Source organism: Methylorubrum sp. Q1 (assembly GCF_004683995.1).
Classification (GTDB): domain Bacteria; phylum Pseudomonadota; class Alphaproteobacteria; order Rhizobiales; family Beijerinckiaceae; genus Methylobacterium.
This window is the reverse complement of the sequence record NZ_SRHQ01000022.1, coordinates 91,226-108,340: the sequence shown is the minus strand read 5'-3', so window position 1 is coordinate 108,340 and position 17,115 is coordinate 91,226. Positions and strand designations below refer to the sequence as shown.

Here is a 17,115-nt window from a genome sequence, read left to right as displayed (position 1 = left end):
GCCCACCGGCGAGGCCTGCTGCGCAAGGGCGCCCGTCGCCGTGGTAAGGCTTGCCGCCAGCAGGGCTCCCGCCGTTCCGATTCTCACGCCGCGACTGCGCCTCGGCCGTGTCTGTGTCACTCGTTTCGTCATCGTCAGTCCCCAACCCGTCCTCTGCACCGACCTGCCCACAGGGTTCGTCCCGCTTGTCGTGTCGCGGCCGGCGGCTCCCTCGCGGAGCTGTTCTTCGGTTCGATTCCTCCTCCCGGAGGGGGAGCGGCGGGCACACCGGGCGCCCGCCGCCGAGGCGGCCGTTCGATCAGTGGCTGATCATCCAGGGCCGCGCGTTCGGGAAGCTCTTGGCCGACGCGGGTGCGGCCGCCGTCTTCTTCGGCGAGCAGCAGCCGCAGCCGGCTCCATGGCTACGGGAGCGCCGCGGCTCGTGGCGGCTGCGCTCGTTGGTGGCGTGGGCCGCCTTGAGGCCCGCATCCATGCCGGAGATCCGCGGGGCGGTGAGGAAGGCGCGCTGGCATTCCCCGCCGCAATCCGGGCAGTCATGCGGGTCCTTGAACTGCGCCATCGGGCGCAGCACGGTGAAGGGACCGCAGGCTTCGCAGGCGTAATCGTAGACGGGCATGATCAAAGATCCGGCGAGAGCGGCATCTGGATCGAGCCGTCGAGGAACTTCGTCGGCCCGGCCTCGGACGGGTTGATGTCGAAGTCGAAGATGCCGGTCGGAATCCAGAGCGTGGCGCAGGCGTTCGGGATATCGACGACGCCGGAGATGTGGCCCTGGACCGGGGCGGTGCCGAGGATCGAGTAGGCCTGCGCGCCCGAATAGCCGAACTTCTTCAGGTACTCGATCGCGTTGAGGCAGGCTTGGCGGTAGGCGACCGTCACGTCGAGGTAATGCTGCTTGCCGTACTCGTCGACCGAGACACCCTCGAAGATCAGGTGATCGTCGTATTTCGGGGTGACCGGCGACGGCTTGAAGATCGGGTTCTTGATCCCGTACTTTGCCATGCCGTCCTTGATCAGGCTGACCTTGAGGTGGACCCAGCCCGCCATCTCGATGGCGCCGCAGAAGGTGATCTCGCCGTCGCCCTGGCTGAAATGCAGGTCGCCCATCGAGAGGCCCGCACCCGGCACGTAGACGGGGAAGTAGATCTTCGAGCCGCGCGACAGATCCTTGATATCGCAATTGCCGCCGTGCTCGCGTCCCGGCACCGTGCGGGCGCCCGTCGCCGCAGCGTTGTCCTTCGCGTCCCCCTTCAGCCGGCCCATATGCGCGGTCGGGCCGAAGGGGAGGGTGGCCAGCGCCGGCACCCGGCTCGGATTGGTGTCGTAGAGCGCTTTCTCGCGGGTGTTCCAGGTCTCCAGCATCTTCGGATCGGGCAGGCAGCCGATGAGACCCGGATGGATCAGGCCGGGGAAGCGCACGCCGGGCACGTGGCGCGACTTGGTGAACATGCCCTCGAAATCCCAGATCGACTTCTGGGCCTGGGGGAAGTGCTCGTCGAGGAAGCCGCCGCCGTTGTTCTTCGAGAAGAAGCCGTTGAAGCCCCACTGGCTCTCGGGCTTGGCGCCGATATCGAGCAGATCGACCACGAGCAAGTCGCCGGGCTCAGCGCCCTCGACGCCGATCGGGCCGGACAGGAAGTGCACGATCGACAGGTCGATGTCGCGCACGTCGTCGGCGGAATCGTTGTTCTTGATGAAGCCGCCGGTCCAATCGTAGGTCTCGACGATGAAGTCGTCGCCCGGCTTCACGGTCGCGACCATCGGAATGTCCGGGTGCCAGCGGTTGTGCACCATGTCGTTGTCATAGGCCGACTGCGTGAGATCGACCTTGATCAGAGTCTCGGGCATTTCCTTTTCTCCTTTACTGTCCGGAATTCAGGCAGCCGTCCCCGTTGCGTGTCCGGTGTCGGTCCGGCCGCTCGCGTGGATCGTTGTCGTCGTTCTTCGTTCATCCGGCACGGGTCGGCGCCGGATCGGGTCGGGCGGGTCGCCGCGGCGCCCCGCGGATGGCTCAGCTGGCGAGCAGCTCCTTCAGCGACGCATCCAACACCTTGATGTCCTCGGGCGAAGTGCCGGGGCCGCCAGCAAAGTGGCCCCAATAGGTCTCGACCGTGCGCAGCTCGGCGTTCGGCATATGCTCGACCTCGATGGCGCTGTCTTCGGGTGGGAAATACAAGTCGGTCGAGGCCGGCATCACGAAGGCCTTGGCCTTGATCGCGCCGAGCGCCTTCCGGAAATCACCGCCGTAGAGGTCGTTGGCGGAGATGTCGCCGTTCTGCCAGGTCCAGAGCATGGCGAGCAGGTTGTTGGCGTCCTTCTCCAACAGCCAGCCTTCCCAGAAGCCGACGAGGAAGTCTTCGAGCGAGGCGTAGCCCATCTGCTTCAGGTCGGCCTCGACCCGGTAGAAGGTCTGCGAGAAGCCCCAGCCGGCATAGACCCGGGCGGCGGCGCGCAGGCCCTTCTGCGGCTGTTCGGCATAGAACCCGTCGGCGAAGGCGGCATCCGCCTGGAGCGCCGCCTTGACGCCCTCCAGGAAGACGAAGTTGTGCCGCGAGCACTTGGCCGAGCCCTGGAACGGCAGGATGCGCTCGACCATGTCGGGGAAGATCGCGCCCCAGTGGAAGGTCTGGAGCGCGCCCATCGACCAGCCGGTCACGAGCTTGATCCGCTCGATGCCGAACTTTTCCGTCACCAGCCGGTGCTGCTGCACCACGTTGTCGTAGGCCGTGACCTTGGGAAAGCGCGGCCCGTTGAAGGGGGCGGGCGTGTTGCTCGGCGAGGACGACAATCCGTTGCCGAACATGTTCGGCACGATGATGAAGTAACGGCCCGGATCGAGCGCCTTGCCCGGCCCGATCAGCCATTCGTTCTCCAGATGCGTGCCGGAATACCAGCAGGGATAGACGATGACGTTGTCTCGTGCCGCGTTGAGCGTGCCGTAGGTCTTGTAGGCGAGCCGGGCACCGCGGATCGTCTGCTTCGACTGCAGGACGACGTCGCCGAGTTCGAAGATCTCGTAATCGGCCATCACGAAGATCCTCAGACCGAGAGGAAGCGGGCGACCTGCGCCTCGTCGATGTCGGCACGTAAACTTTCGTGGACGATCGACCCGTTCTCGATCACGAGAACCCGGTCGGCCACGTCCATGGCAAAGCTTAGCACTTGCTCCGAGACGACGATCGACAGACCGCGCTCGTCGCGAATCTTCTTCAGCGTACGCCCCATCTCGCGAATGATCGAGGGCTGGATGCCCTCGGTCGGCTCATCGAGGAGCAGAACCTTCGGCTTGCTGGCAAGCGCCCTCGCGATGGCGAGCTGCTGCTGCTGGCCGCCGGAGAGGTTGCCGCCGCGCCGGCCCTTCATCTCCAGCAGCACCGGGAACATCGTGTAGAGGTCCTGCGGCACCTTCCGGGAACCGGTGACGGTGAGCCCGGTCTCGATGTTCTCCTGCACCGTCATGGTGGAGAAGATCATCCGGCCCTGCGGCACGTAGGCCAGCCCCTTCGCCACGCGGGCATGGCTCTTCAGAGCGGTCACGTCGGTGCCGTCCACGGTGATCCTGCCCGACTTCGTCGGCACGATGCCCATGAGCGTCTTCATGAGCGTCGACTTGCCCATGCCGTTGCGACCCATCACGGCGACGATCTCGCCCGGCGCGACGTCGAGATCGATGCCGTGCAGCACCTCGCTCTGGCCGTAAGCCGAGTGGAGGTCGGAGATCGACAACATGGCTTGGGTGCCCGGCATCACCGGCGGCACGAGGGGGGAGGGGGAAGTCTGGAGCATGATCCGTTCGCCCTCAGTGACCAAGATAGACTTCGATGACCTTCGGGTCGTTCTTGACCCGCTCCATCGACCCTTCGGAGAGCACCTTGCCCTGGTGGAGCACGGTGACCCGGTGGGCGATGTCCTCGACGAACTTCATGTCGTGCTCGATGACGAGCACCGAGCGGCCCTTGATGATCTGGTTCAAGAGTTCGGCGGTCTTGATGCGCTCGCCTACGCTCATGCCGGCCACCGGCTCGTCGAGCATCAGCAGCTCCGGGTCCTGGATCAGCAGCATGCCGATCTCCAGCCACTGCTTCTGGCCGTGGCTCAGGAACTCGGCGCGCTCGTCGAGCTGATCTTTCAGGAAGATCGTCTGCGCGATCTCGTGGATACGGTCGCGCACCTCGGCGTCGCGCTTGAACGTCAGCGCCCCGAACACCGAGCGGCCGCGGGGGAACGAGATCTCGAGATTCTCGAACACCGTCAGGTCGTCGTAGATCGAGGGCGTCTGGAACTTGCGCCCGACGCCGGCCTGGACGATCGCGCTCTCGGAGAGCTTCGTCAGTTCCTGGCCCTTGTATTTGATCGAGCCGGAGCTGGCACGGGTGCGCCCGCAGATCAGGTCGAGCACCGTGGTCTTGCCGGCGCCGTTCGGGCCGATGATGACCCGGATCTCGTCCGGATCGACGTAGAACGAGACGTCGTTGACTGCCTTGAACCCGTCGAAGGAGACGGTGAGCGCCTCGACCGCCAGCAGGAAGTCCTTCTCGTCAGCGGGCGTGCCGATCGGAGCGGATGAAGGGAGGATGGCCGCGTTCATGGGTTTCGTCCTCACTCGGCCGGGGTGCCGTGGGGCAGGGCGGGGCCGGCGACGGGGGCCAGACCCTTGGCCTTGCGGAACAGGCGGGGTTCGATGTGCTCGCGCCAGATGCCGGCGAGACCGTTGGGGAAGATCAGCACCACGGCGATGAACAGGGCGCCGAGGCCAAACAGCCACATGTCGGGGAAGGACTCGGAGAAGGAGGTCTTGGCGAAGTTGACGAGCAGCGTCCCCCAGACCGCGCCGAACAGCGAGAGGCGCCCGCCGACGGCGGTGTAGATCACCATCTCGACCGAGGGCACGATGCCGACGAAGGAGGGCGACATGAACCCGACCTGGAGGGTGAACATCGCGCCGCCGATCGCCGCGAAGGCCGCCGCGAGGCAGAAGGCGAACACCTTGAAGCCCGCCACCGAGTAGCCCGAGAACCGGACCCGGTCCTCCTTCTCGCGCATGGCGACGAGGATGCGGCCGAGCTTCGACTTCTTCACGTACTGCGCCATCAGGATGCAGCCGATCAGCAGGCCGCCGTTGACGAAGTAGAGGATGTACTTCGCGCTATCCTGGCGGATGTCCCAGCCATGGAGGGTGCGCAGATCGGTGATGCCGTTGATGCCGCCGGTATAGCCCTGCTGGCCGACGATCAGGATCGTCAGGATCGCGGCGATGGCCTGGGTGATGATGGCGAAGTAGGTGCCGCCGACGCGGCGCTTGAACATCGCCACCGAGATGAGGAAGGCGAAGGCCACCGGCACCGCGACGACGAGGAGCAGCGTCAGCGGCAGGCTCTGGAACGGGTGCCAGAACCAGGGAAGCTCCGTGATCTGGTTCCAGTCCATGAAGTCGGGAATGCCCGGCGTCGACTGGATCTTCGTATTCTCGACGCTGGACGCCTCCAGCTTCAAGTACATCGCCATGCAGTAGCCGCCGAGCCCGAAGAACACGCCCTGGCCGAGCGAGAGGATGCCGGCATAGCCCCAGCAGATGACGAGGCCCAGCGCGACGAAGGCGTAGGTGAGATACTTGCCGACGAGGTTGAGGCGGAAGCCGTCGAGCACGAGCGGCAGGACCACGAGGATCACGCCGGCCAGCAGCGCGAGGCTGACCCACTCGACCGGCTTCATGAAGGGGTTGTCGTTGACGGTAACCGCCTTCGACAGGGACTGCATGGGGCTCGTCTTCTGGTTCGTCATCGGGGCGCGCTCCTCAGCGACGGACCTTGAGGGTGAACAGGCCCTGCGGCCGCAACATCAGGATTCCCACCACCGCGAGCAGGGTGAGCACCTTGGCCATCGAGCCGGAGAGGAAGAATTCGAGGGTGGATTGGGTCTGCGAGATCGAGAAGGCCGAGGCGATCGTGCCGAGCAGGCTCGCCGCACCGCCGAAGACCACGATCAGGAAGGTGTCGACGATGTAGAGCTGGCCCGAGGTCGGCCCGGTGGAGCCGATCATCGTGAAGGCCGAGCCGGCGATGCCGGCGATGCCGCAGCCGAGGCCGAAGGTGGTGCGATCGACCTTCTCCGTATCGATGCCGACGGCACCCGCCATCGGGCGGTTGCTCATCACCGCGCGGATCTGCGCGCCGAAGCGCGAGCGGTACATCAGCACCGCGACGCCCACGGTGATGACGGTGGTGACCGCGATCACGAACAGGCCGTTGATCTGCACCTCGATGGAATCGGTGACGGGGATCGAGCCCATCATCCACGAGGGCAGTTCGACGCCGACCTCGCGCGGACCGAAGATCGTGCGGTAGGCCTGCTGCAGGATCAGCGAGAGGCCCCAGGTCGCGAGCAAGGTGTCGAGCGGCCGCTTGTAGAGGTGGCGGATCAGCGCCCATTCCACCAGCATCCCCATCGCCCCCGAGGCCAGGAAGGCCAGCGCCATGGCGACGAAGAAGTACACGCCGAACAGCGAGGGCAGGTAGGTCTGGAAGAAGGACGAGCAGAGATAGGTGACGTAGGCACCCAGGATCATGAACTCGCCGTGGGCCATGTTGATGACGCCCATCTGGCCGAAGATGATCGCCAGCCCGAGCGCCATCAGAACGTAGACGGAAAACAGGATGAGGCCCGCGAAGCCCTGCATCACGAAGATCGAGCTGAGGTCTGCGAGCGAATAGTCGCCGAACATGGCTTGTGACTCCGGCGGAATATCTTGGGAGGGCGCAGCAAGTGTCGGGCCACGCCCGTCATGTCGTGGATGTCCCCTCCCGCACGGGGAGGGGACCGGAGCGTCCGCGACTACTGGTAGCCCTTCGGGAAGGGGTTCGGCTCGATCAGCTCGGGGCTCTCGTAGACCACCTCGAACTGGCCGCTCGGCAGGGCCTTGGCGACGCGGGTCTTCGACCAGAGGTGATGGTTCGGGTGGATCTTCACGTAGCCTTCCGGCGCCTCCTTGAACTCGATGCCGGCGGAGGCCGCGGCGACCTTGTCGACATCGAAGGAGCCGGCCTTCTCGACCGCCATCTTCCACAGGAACGGGCCGAGATAGGCGGCCTGGGTCACGTCGCCGATCACGGTCTTGTCGCCCCACATCTTCTTGAAGGCGGAGACGAACTTCTCGTTGTTGGGGTTCTTCAGCGACTGGAAGTACTTCATGCAGGAATAGGCGCCGGCGATGTTGTCGCCGCCGATGCCGTCGATCTCGTCCTCGGTGACCGAGATCGTCAGCAGGGTCTGCTTGTTGAGGTCGATGCCGGCCGCCTTGAGCTGCTTGTAGAAGGCGACGTTCGAGCCGCCGACCACGTCGGCGAAGATCACGTCCGGCTTCTTGAGCTTGATCTTGTTGATGACCGAGTTGAACTGGGTGTGGCCGAGGGGGAAGTACTCCTCGCCAGCGACCGTGCCCTTGAGCACGTTCTCGATGTGCTTGCGGGCGATCTTGTTCGAGGTGCGCGGCCAGATGTAATCGGAACCGACCATGAAGAAGGACTTGGCGCCCTTCTCCTTGGCGACCCAGTCGAGCGAGGCGAGGATCTGCTGCGTCGCCTCCTGGCCGGTGTAGATCACGTTCTTGGACTGCTCCAGGCCCTCGTAGAAGGTCGGATAGTAGAGCAGGCCGTTATACTGCTCGAACACCGGCAGCGCGGCTTTGCGCGAGGCGGAGGTCCAGCAGCCCATCACCGCGGCGCAATGGTCGTTGACGAGGAGCTTCTTGGCCTTCTCGGCGAAGGTCGGCCAGTCGGAGGCGCCGTCCTCCTGGATCACCTTGATCTTGCGGCCGAGCACGCCGCCCATCTCGTTGATCTGGACGATCGCGAGCTTCTCGGCCTGGATCGAGCCGGTCTCGGAGATCGCCATGGTGCCGGTGGCCGAGTGCAGGATGCCGACCGTGACCTCGCTGTCGGTCACCGCGAGCCCGGTCGTGTTGACGGCCGAGGTCGGCGCGGCGGCAAACGCCATCCGCGGCATCATCGCCAGCGCGGGAAGCCCCGCGAGACCCATGAGAAGCTTGCGCCGCAGGGCCGAGTCCAGGCCCTTCTTGTCGTCCGCCATCGTGCCTCAACCCCTGTATCTTGTCTCGGCACGGCTCTGCCGGTTGGCGGCCGTGCTCGACCGAGGGGAAGGCTAGGCTTGATGGTGGGTCACGGCCCATACGCTGTTTTGCGTATGTCCGCCCGGCAGACCGGACCGTAGCGTGCCGCTCTCGATTCCGTGAGCGCCGCGCGTTAGGGATGTCCGTGCCCCGCCGTGACGGACAATCCGGCCGGCACATCCGTTGCAAGCCGGTGATCCGCCCATCGTGAGGACGGCCCCCTGAGCGCCCGGTCCATCATCCCGATCCGTCGGGACTACAACCGCCTCGTCGCCGACGAGACGCTGGAAGACTATGCCCTGCGCTTCACCGCCAAGAAGGCGCGCCGCTGGTCGTCCTTCCGCATCGCGCAGACGGCTTTGGGCTCGCTCTCGTTCCTGGCGCTGGAAGCCATCGGCGGCACGCTGGTGCTCGCCACCGGTTTCACCAACACCTTCGCCGCCGTGCTCGTCGTCGGGCTCATCATCTTCGCCACCGCCGCGCCGATCACGATCTACGCCGCGCGCTACGGGGTCGATATCGACCTCCTCACCCGCGGAGCGGGCTTCGGCTATCTCGGCTCGACCATCACCTCGCTGATCTATGCCGGCTTCACCTTCCTGTTCTTCGCCATCGAAGCCGCGATCATGGCCCTGGCGCTGCAGCTCTGCCTCGGCCTGCCGCTCTGGATCGGCTACATCGTCAGCGCGGGGGCGGTGATCCCGCTGGTGGTCTACGGCATCCGCCTCATCAGCCGGTTCCAACTCTGGACGCAGCCGCTCTGGATCGGCCTCAACCTGCTGCCGCTCCTCTGCATCTGGCTCTCGGGGCCGGTGCCGTTCGAAGCCTTCACCGACTATCCCGGCCTGGAAGCCGCGGGCGCGGGCTTCGACCTGCGCCTGTTCGGGCTCGCGTCCGGCATCCTGCTGGCACTGCTGGCCCAGGTCGGCGAGCAGGTCGACTTCCTGCGGTTCATGCCGCCGCCCCAGGAGAGGGGCGATTGGCGCTGGTGGGTCGGGGTGCTCTCGGCGGGCGCCGGCTGGATCGTACCGGGGATGCTCAAGATCCTGCTCGGCGCCTTCCTCACGGTGCTGGCGCTCGGCCATGGCGTCTCGCCCGAGCGCGCCGCCGAGCCGACGCAGATGTACGCGGTCGCCTTCGGCTACGTCTCCGGCTCGCCCGGCGTCGCGCTGGCGCTGACCGGCCTGTTCGTGGTGATCTCGCAGCTCAAGATCAACGTGACCAACGCCTATGCCGGCTCGATCGCGTGGTCGAACTTCTTCTCGCGCCTCACGCATAGCCATCCGGGCCGGGTGGTCTGGCTCGTGTTCAACGTCGCCATCGCGCTGCTGCTGATGGAACTCGGCATCGACAAGACCATCGAGAGCACGCTGCCGCTCTATGCCTGCGTGGTCTCGGCCTGGGTCGGAGCGCTCGCGGCCGATCTCGCGGTCAACAAGCCGCTCGGGCTGTCGCCGCCGGGCATCGAGTTCAAGCGCGCGCATCTCTACGCCATCAACCCCGTGGGGACCGGGGCGATGGTGCTCTCGCTGCTCGCCGGCTGCCTGATCCATGCCGGCCTGTTCGGCGACGCGCTTCAGCCCTTCGCGCCGATGCTGGCGCTCGCCACCGCCTTCACCGCCGCACCCGCCATCGCCCTGGCGACCGGGGGCAAGCGCTACCTCGCCCGCGACCCGCAGACCGCCTGGGACCGGCCGGAGATCACCTGCCGGGTCTGCGAGCACCCGTTCGAGGCCGAGGACATGGCCCAGTGCCCGGCCTATTCCGGGCCGATCTGCTCGCTGTGCTGCTCGCTCGATGCCCGCTGCGGCGACCTGTGCAAGCCGCACGGACGGTTGGAGGTGCAGGCCCACGACGCGCTCGCCCGCGTGCTGCCCGCCCGCACCGCCGCCTGGATCGGCGCGCCGCTCGGCCGCTACCTCGCGCTGATGCTGACCCTGATCACGGTGATCGGGCTGATTCTCGTCATCGTCCACGCGGGTGCCGCCGCCGCGCATCCGGAGCACGCGGAAACCCTGCGCGCGGCGCTGACCAGCCTGTTCTTCATCCTGATCGTGATTCTGGGCGTGGTCGCATGGCTGTTCGTGCTGGCCCAGGAGAGCCGCCGCGTCGCGCAGGAGGAAACCGCGCGCCAGACCGCCCTCTACGAGGCCGAGATCGCCGCCCACAAGGTCACCGACGCCAAGCTGCAGCAGGCCAAGGAGACGGCGGAGGCCGCCAACCTCGCCAAGAGCCGCTACGTCGTCGGCATCAGCCACGAGTTGCGCACGCCGCTCAACGCCGTGCTCGGCTACGCGCAGTTGCTGGAAGGCGACCCGAGCATCCCGGAACCCCGCCGCAACGGCATCCGGGTGATCCGCCGCAGCGCACAGCACCTCTCGGGGCTGATCGACGGCCTGCTCGACATCTCGCGGATGGAGGCGGGGCGGCTCCAGACCCACCGCAACGAGATCCGGCTCGCCGACTTCCTCGCCCAGATCGTCGACATGGTGCGGCTCCAGGCCGAGGGCGCGGGCTTGACGTTCCGTTTCACCCGGCCGGAGATCCTGCCGGCGGTGGTGGCGACCGACGAGAAGCGCCTGCGCCAGATCCTGCTCAATCTCCTCTCCAACGCGATCAAGTTCACGCCCCAGGGCGAGGTCGCGCTGGAGATGACCTATCGCGGACAGGTCGCCGTCTTCACGATCCGCGATACCGGGCTCGGCATTCCGGAGGCCGATCTCGGCCGGATCTTCGAGCCGTTCGAGCGCGGCTCGATGCCCGCCGCGCGCGCGGCGCCCGGCACCGGGCTCGGGCTCACCATCGCGCATCTGCTGTCGCAGGTAATGGGCGGCGAGATCACCGTCGAGAGCCGGGTCGGGGAGGGCACCTGCTTCCGGGTGCGGCTGATGCTGGCCTCGGTGAACCGCCCCGCGCCCGCGGCGGTCCCGGCCCCCGCGGCGGTGATGCGGCCCGCCTTGTCCGAGCCGGGCCGCCTCGTTCTCGTCGCCGACGACGATTCCGCCCACCGCGCGCTGATGCGCGAAATTCTGGAGCCCCTCGGCTTCACGGTCGCCGAGGCGCCGGACGGTCCGGCCTGCCTCGCTTTGGCCAGGGAGCGCGAGCCGGCCCTGATCCTGCTCGACATCGCCATGCCGGGCATGAGCGGCTGGGAGGTGGCGCGAACGCTGCGAGAGACCGGCTTCACCGCCCGGATCGCGATGATGTCGGCCAACGTCCACGAGATCAGCCCGAGCCGCGGCGCGGATGCGCCGCACGACGACATCATCGCCAAGCCGTTCGACATGCAGGATCTTTTGGAGAGAATCACCGGGCTTCTGGGTACCGCCCGCCCGCTGCCCGGCCCCACCCCGGAAACCCGCCCGATCATGCGCCCCGAGCGTCCGGCCCAAGCCGCGAAGGACGATGCGGCGCGCGGAGGAACCGTGCCGGCCGAGCACGTCGCCGCGCTGCTGCGTCTCGGCCGCATCGGCCATGTGCGCGGCATCGAGGCCAAGCTCACCGAGTTGGAGACCGACGCCGCCGTGCCGCCCGCCTTCATCGCGCAGATGCGCGGGCTGGTGACGGCCTACGACATGCGCCGCTATGTCGGCGTTCTGGAGGGGCTGGCCCGCGATGCCTGACACGCGGCGCGACATCGTCCTCGTCGTCGATGATTCCCCCGACACGCTCAGCTTCCTCACCGAGGCGATCGAGCGCTCCGGCGCCACGGTGCTGGTGGCGGTGGGCGGCGACCTCGCCCTCGACCTCGTGGAGGAGATCACCCCCGACATCATCCTGCTCGACGCGGTGATGCCGGGCATGGACGGGTTCGAAACCTGCCGCCGGCTCAAGGCCAAGGGCCATCTCGCCCACGTCCCCATCATCTTCATGACCGGGCTGTCGGAGACCGAGCACATCGTGAAGGGCCTGGGCGCGGGCGGGACCGACTACGTCACCAAGCCCATCGCCCCCGACGAGATCCTGGCGCGCATCCGCGTCCATCTCGCGAGCGCGCGGGCCGCGCAGAGCGCCCGGGCGGCGCTCGACACCGCCGGGCGCACCTTGTTCGCGGTCGATGCCGCGGGCGCGGTCCTGTGGTGCACGCCGCAGGCCGCGCAGGTGCTCGCCGCGCTCGGAGCGAGCGAGCCGCTGAGCCTTCCTCCGAGCGGACGCGACTGGCTGGCCAAATGCCTGGCCGGCGCCGCCGCACCCCTCACGCTCACCGACGCGCAGGGGCGAATCCACACCTTGAGCTTCATCGGCCGCACCGGGCCGGAGATCCTGCTGCGCCTCTCCGGCGATCCCGCCGCCGCCGGGCTGGAACGGCTGCGCGAGCGCCTGCCGATCACCGGCCGCGAAGCGGAGGTGCTGCTCTGGCTCTCCCGCGGCAAGTCGAGCCGCGACATCGGCGAGATCCTGGGATTGAGCCCCCGCACGGTGACGAAGCACCTCGAAGGCATCTACGCCAAGCTCGGCGTCGAGAACCGAACCGCCGCCGCGGCGGTCGCGGCGCGGCACCTGCGCGATCTGGATTGACCCGCCAAAGCACGCTCGTCATCGCGAGGTGAAGCCGAAGCGATCCAGGGCTCGTCCTGATAGAGCGCATTCCGACGAAGTGGTGCCCGGTTCGTCGGAGTGCGCGCCAAAACAATGATCGAGAGACGCCGGCCTGATGCAACGGGATCGGATACGGCTCCTGAGCGTCATTCCCTCGTTCGAAAACCGGCCCATAGGGCCGCCCAGGCTGCAAGGCGAAGCGGCAGGGCTCGCCCGAAGCCCGCTCAACCGCCCCGCTGAGGCAGGTTCCCGATGGGCCGGCGAGGCCCGAACACGACCTCTCAAGGCGTGAAATCGGCCAAATCGCTCTTCAATTCGCGTACGGGCCGGGCATGCGACTTGAGGCGGCGCATGCAGGGGTGTACGGCGCAGGCGTCATGCCTTCGCCGCATTCCAGGGGAAAGCAGGCCGCCGTCTCGTTCGGGTAGAAATCGTGCCGCGCCCGAGGCTGCCTATGCCGATCCGGCGCACCGCCAGGAAGGCCGCGCCTCGGACCGATCGGCCGGGCCTGCGGCCATCCCGCAGGGCTGCGGCGGACCGAGTGAGCACCGCGTCACGTCGCTACGCGCCATCCGTTGAAGGGGTCATAACGCCGATGTTCCTTGCCAAGTTCTCCATGGCCAAGCCTTCCGCGCGCCCACTGCGCGTGGCCGCGTTCCTCGCCATGGCGGGCCTGGGCGCCGGCCTGGGCGGGACCGCGTTCGCGCAGAAGAAGCCGGCCGCTCCGGCCCCGGCCCCGGCCCCCGCGCAGGCCCAGCCGGCCGCGCCGGCCCAGCAGCAGGCCCAGGGCGCCGGCCCGCAGCTCATCAACGTGAAGTCCGAGCCGAGCCAGGCCGATTGGACCAAGGTCTGCGGCAAGGACCAGGGCTCGGGCACCGACGTCTGCTACACCACCCGCGACTTCGTGTCGGACAACGGCCAGCCGGTGCTCGCCGTCGCGGTCTACGACATGAAGAACGCCGCGACGAAGCAGGAGGTGAAGGTCGTCCGCTTCCTGCTGCCGCTCGGCCTGATGCTGGCGCCCGGCATGCGCTTCGATGTCGACGGCAAGGAAGTGACCGGCGGCAAGTTCGCGGTCTGCTTCCCCAACGGCTGCTTCGCCGAGGCCGGCGGCGTCTCGAACGAGTTGATGACCGGTTTCAAGAAGGGCACGACGCTCAACGTCCGGGTCCAGAACCAGACCCAGCGCGAGGTGGTGTTCGCGGTGCCGCTCACCGGCTTCGGCAAGGCCTTCGACGGCCCGGCCATCGACCCGAAGGTGCTTGAGGAGCAGCAGAAGAAGCTCCAGGCCGAGATGGAGAAGCGCAGCGAAGACATGCGCAAGAAGCTGGAGCAGCAGGGCTCGGCCGGCGCCGCCCCGGCTCCCGCAGCCCCGGCCGCCAACGCTGCGCCGAAGTAAGCCGCGCCGTTCAACGGATTTCGACAAGGAAAGCCCCGCCGTGCTCGCCACGGCGGGGCTTTCCCGTTCTCGGAGCGGCGGGCGCGGAACGCCCGGCCGCCCCTCGATCGCTCAAAGCGAAGTGGCAAACGCAACCGCAAGGGGCGTCGTGCGTTCGGCCTGTCCCAGATCAGCCGGGCGGCAACAGTCAACCGCCAAGTCGTCGTTAAGGATGTTTCGCCGGGCGGCCTCTGGGATAGCGGGAGCAATGGTGACGAAACGCACCGCGCAATCCCACTGCACAAGGTTAGGGGTTATTTAACGATCACGGCGGCCGCGAAGGAGCCGCAACGGAGTTCAGGCAATGAGCCAGCGCATCGACGACATCAAGTTCATGGCGACGATGACCTTCGTCACCCTGTTCGGTACCTGCCTCACGGCGCTGGTGGGCTGAAGCCTCAGCCACTCCGAGCGCCGTCCGATCCTGAGGCTCCCTTACTAGCCCGGATCCGTTAAGAAGCCGCTTCCATGCCATGTCTCCCCTCGCGGGGATGTCGCCGGGATCAGGCCCGGCCGGAAGCGTGAACCTTGCGACACATCCACGTCATCGGCATCGGAACCGGCAACCCGGAGCACCTGACGATTCAGGGCATCCAGGCGTTGAAGGCGACCGATGCGGTCTTCGCCCTCGACAAGGGGGAAGCCAAAGCCGGCCTGCTCGGCCTGCGCCGCCAGATCTGCGACCGCTACATCGCGGGACGGCCCTACCGCTTCGTCGAGGCAGCCGATCCCGAGCGCGACCGCCGCCCCACGGATTACGGCGTGGCGGTGGACGACTGGCACGCGGCCCGCGCGGCCCTCTACGAGGATCTGATCGCCGAGCATCTGCGCGAGGACGAGCGGGGGGCCTTCCTCGTCTGGGGCGACCCGTCCCTCTACGACAGCACCCTGCGCATCCTGGAGCGCGTGCTCGCCCGCGGCCGCGTCGGCTTCACCTACGACGTGATCCCCGGCATCACCAGCGTGCAGGCGCTCGCCGCCGCCCACCGCATCCCGCTGCACCGCATCGGCGAGCCGGTGCGGATCACCACCGGCCGGCGGCTCCGCGACGGTTTGGGCGAGGAGCCCGGCGCGACCGTGGTGATGCTCGACGGCGACCCGCGCTTCGAGGGGCTCGACCCCGATCTGACGATCCACTGGGGCGCCTATCTCGGCACGCCGGACGAGTTGCTCGTCGCCGGCCGGCTCGGTGACGTGGCCGAGGACATCCGCCGGGTGCGCGCGGAGGCCCGCACCCGCCACGGCTGGATCATGGACATCTATCTGCTGCTCAGACCCGCGTCCTGACGCCGCCGACGCTCCGCCCTCGCGCTGCGACATAGTGTCGAGGCGGGGAAGCCCCTGCCGCAAACGATGCGGCTCGAAACCGATTCCTTCCCGCCCTTCCATCCCCGGCGACAAGGGTCGCCTCCGGTCGCTTTTTCGCCCTGGCAAAGGCCTTGCTTCGCCGCTCTCGCGATGGACACTTCTCGGGTCGAACAAGAACCCGAACCATCCTGTGGGGGCGAATGATGGCGGCTTGCTCGCGGCGGGCCGTGCGCGGTGTTGCTTGCGTTTCGCTCGGGCTGGCCGGCGCCGTGATGGCGGGGATCCTGCTCTCCGGCCCGGGCCGGCCGACGAGCCCGCGCGGAGCGATCGATCCGGTCGGCGGCGGGCTCACGGCCCGCACCGATCTCCACGCGACCGCGCCGGAAGCGCCTTCGACCCGCATCGTCCTCGGGCCCGGCGAACGCGACATACGCCTGTCCGGCGAGTTGACCGAGGGGGCGGCCGAGCGGCTCGCCGGGCTGATCGAGGCCCACCGCACGGTCGAGCGCATCCATCTCACCAGCGAGGGCGGCCTGGTCGATGAGGGCGCGGCCATCGGCGCGCTGATCGCGGAGCACGGCCTCATCACCTACGTGCCGGATTACTGCGTGTCCGCCTGCACGCTGGCCTTCGTGCGCGGGCGCGAGCGGCTGGTCCTGGCGGAGGCGCGGCTCGGCTTCCATGCGCCCTACGAGACCGGTCCGTTCGGCGTCGAGATCGCGGCCGACAGCGCGCCCGAACGCGCCGCCTACCTCGCTGCGGGAATCAGCGCCGATTTCGTCGATGCCGCCCTCAAGGTCCGGCCGGACGACCTGATGATCCCCGACACCGACACCCTGGTGAGGGCCGGCGTCGCCACCGGCCGGGTCGATGCCTACCGCTTTCCCGATTCCACCCTCGACGACGGTGCCGACCCGGAGCGGGCCCGCACCGTGATCCTGCGCGACGTGCCGCTGCTGGATGCGGTCGAGGCCGGCGCACCGGGGACGATCGCGCCGATCGCCGCGTGGTACCTCGACGGCTATCGCCGGGGCCGCTCGGAGGGGGACGCCGTCGACGGTGTCCGCCGGATGGCCGCGCAGGCCGTGGCGCGAAGCCTCGCCGAGGCCGACCCGGCCGCCCTGACCGATCTCGGACGGATGATCCTGCAGACGATGCGGCGTCCGAGTCCGGACCGGAGGCGCATCTGCGCATGGGCCGAGGACGGGGTCGGCGCCGTGCTGACGCGGCCGCGCCTGGGCGCGGCACAGCTTGCCCAGGGACGGGCGATCCTGTCGCGGGCGCTCGGGTTGAGGGCGACGGAGGCGGCGCCCCAGCCCCTCCGGGAGGCCTCGACGAGGCAGGCCGCACTCGCGGTGGCGACGGTGACGGCCTCACCGAATCCGGCGCGCGGGCGAGGCTGCTCGGCCCTGCGAAAAGCCTTCGCGGCCGCGCTGGCCCGCCCCATGCCCGAGGCGGCACAGGCCTTGCGCCGGCTCCTCTTCCCCGCGTCGCCGACACGCTCCCGCCCCGCGCTCGAAGCCTCCGCGCAGCCGCGATAGGAGGGCCTCACAAAACGCCCGGTCTCTGACCGTTCTCGCTCTGGCGATGACAGCGCGGCGGGGGTTTTGTGAGAGACACTCAAGCATCGTCCTGGAGACCTGATCCAGGGCGATGCTTGAGGCTCTTGTTTTCGCATCATCTTTTTCCGAAAGCCGGCAACCAC

The 17,115-nt window shown here is 67.9% G+C and carries 13 protein-coding genes; 5 read left to right on the top strand and 8 right to left on the bottom strand.

What is annotated here, in order from left to right; genetic code table 11:
• Positions 1 to 298: 298 nt before the first annotated feature.
• From E4V01_RS19695 to urtA, 8 genes are all read right to left on the bottom strand, one after another.
• A complete protein-coding gene (locus E4V01_RS19695) occupies positions 299 to 616 on the bottom strand; it encodes an FmdB family zinc ribbon protein (protein WP_135299492.1) in 318 nt (105 codons plus the stop codon).
• 2 nt (positions 617 to 618) lie between these two features.
• Positions 619 to 1,848, bottom strand: coding sequence for a formamidase (gene fmdA / locus E4V01_RS19690; protein WP_060770723.1), 1,230 nt, complete (start codon positions 1,846 to 1,848; stop codon positions 619 to 621).
• Positions 1,849 to 2,011: 163 nt separating this feature from the next.
• The gene (locus tag E4V01_RS19685; protein ID WP_060770724.1) at positions 2,012 to 3,028 is read right to left on the bottom strand and encodes an alpha/beta fold hydrolase; all 1,017 of its coding nucleotides are present in this window, start codon (positions 3,026 to 3,028) and stop codon (positions 2,012 to 2,014) included.
• An 11-nt stretch (positions 3,029 to 3,039) separates the two neighbouring features.
• Entirely contained in the window at positions 3,040 to 3,729 is a 690-nt protein-coding gene (urtE, locus tag E4V01_RS19680; protein ID WP_060772322.1) for an urea ABC transporter ATP-binding subunit UrtE, read from the bottom strand.
• A gap of 70 nt (positions 3,730 to 3,799) precedes the next feature.
• A complete protein-coding gene (gene urtD, locus E4V01_RS19675) occupies positions 3,800 to 4,588 on the bottom strand; it encodes an urea ABC transporter ATP-binding protein UrtD (RefSeq protein ID WP_060770725.1) in 789 nt (262 codons plus the stop codon).
• An 11-nt stretch (positions 4,589 to 4,599) separates the two neighbouring features.
• Positions 4,600 to 5,781 carry an urea ABC transporter permease subunit UrtC gene (urtC, locus tag E4V01_RS19670; protein WP_060770726.1) on the bottom strand — a complete coding sequence of 394 codons (1,182 nt, stop codon included), beginning with the start codon at positions 5,779 to 5,781 and terminating at the stop codon, positions 4,600 to 4,602.
• A gap of 13 nt (positions 5,782 to 5,794) precedes the next feature.
• The gene (gene urtB / locus E4V01_RS19665) at positions 5,795 to 6,721 is read right to left on the bottom strand and encodes an urea ABC transporter permease subunit UrtB (RefSeq protein ID WP_135299491.1); all 927 of its coding nucleotides are present in this window, start codon (positions 6,719 to 6,721) and stop codon (positions 5,795 to 5,797) included.
• A gap of 110 nt (positions 6,722 to 6,831) precedes the next feature.
• Positions 6,832 to 8,085: an urea ABC transporter substrate-binding protein gene (urtA, locus tag E4V01_RS19660; protein WP_135299490.1), complete on the bottom strand. Its 1,254-nt coding sequence runs from the start codon at positions 8,083 to 8,085 to the stop codon at positions 6,832 to 6,834.
• A 447-nt stretch (positions 8,086 to 8,532) separates the two neighbouring features.
• Here urtA and E4V01_RS19655 point away from each other — a divergent pair, with 447 nt between their 5' ends.
• The 5 genes from E4V01_RS19655 (at position 8,533) to E4V01_RS19635 (ending at position 16,951) form a co-directional block, all read left to right on the top strand.
• Positions 8,533 to 11,748, top strand: a complete 3,216-nt coding sequence (locus E4V01_RS19655) for a hybrid sensor histidine kinase/response regulator (RefSeq protein WP_135299498.1) — start codon at positions 8,533 to 8,535, stop codon at positions 11,746 to 11,748.
• Positions 11,741 to 12,643, top strand: a complete 903-nt coding sequence (locus E4V01_RS19650; RefSeq protein ID WP_135299489.1) for a DNA-binding response regulator — start codon at positions 11,741 to 11,743, stop codon at positions 12,641 to 12,643. The genes E4V01_RS19655 and E4V01_RS19650 overlap by 8 nt, the downstream gene beginning before the upstream one ends.
• 616 nt (positions 12,644 to 13,259) lie before the next feature.
• Positions 13,260 to 14,063 (top strand): invasion associated locus B family protein, encoded by an 804-nt coding sequence (locus E4V01_RS19645; protein WP_135299488.1) that lies wholly within the window; start codon positions 13,260 to 13,262, stop codon positions 14,061 to 14,063.
• A 567-nt stretch (positions 14,064 to 14,630) separates the two neighbouring features.
• Positions 14,631 to 15,389, top strand: coding sequence for a precorrin-6A synthase (deacetylating) (cobF, locus tag E4V01_RS19640; protein ID WP_135299487.1), 759 nt, complete (start codon positions 14,631 to 14,633; stop codon positions 15,387 to 15,389).
• Positions 15,390 to 15,613: 224 nt separating this feature from the next.
• The gene (locus E4V01_RS19635) at positions 15,614 to 16,951 is read left to right on the top strand and encodes a hypothetical protein (protein ID WP_193763242.1); all 1,338 of its coding nucleotides are present in this window, start codon (positions 15,614 to 15,616) and stop codon (positions 16,949 to 16,951) included.
• Positions 16,952 to 17,115: the final 164 nt, after the last annotated feature.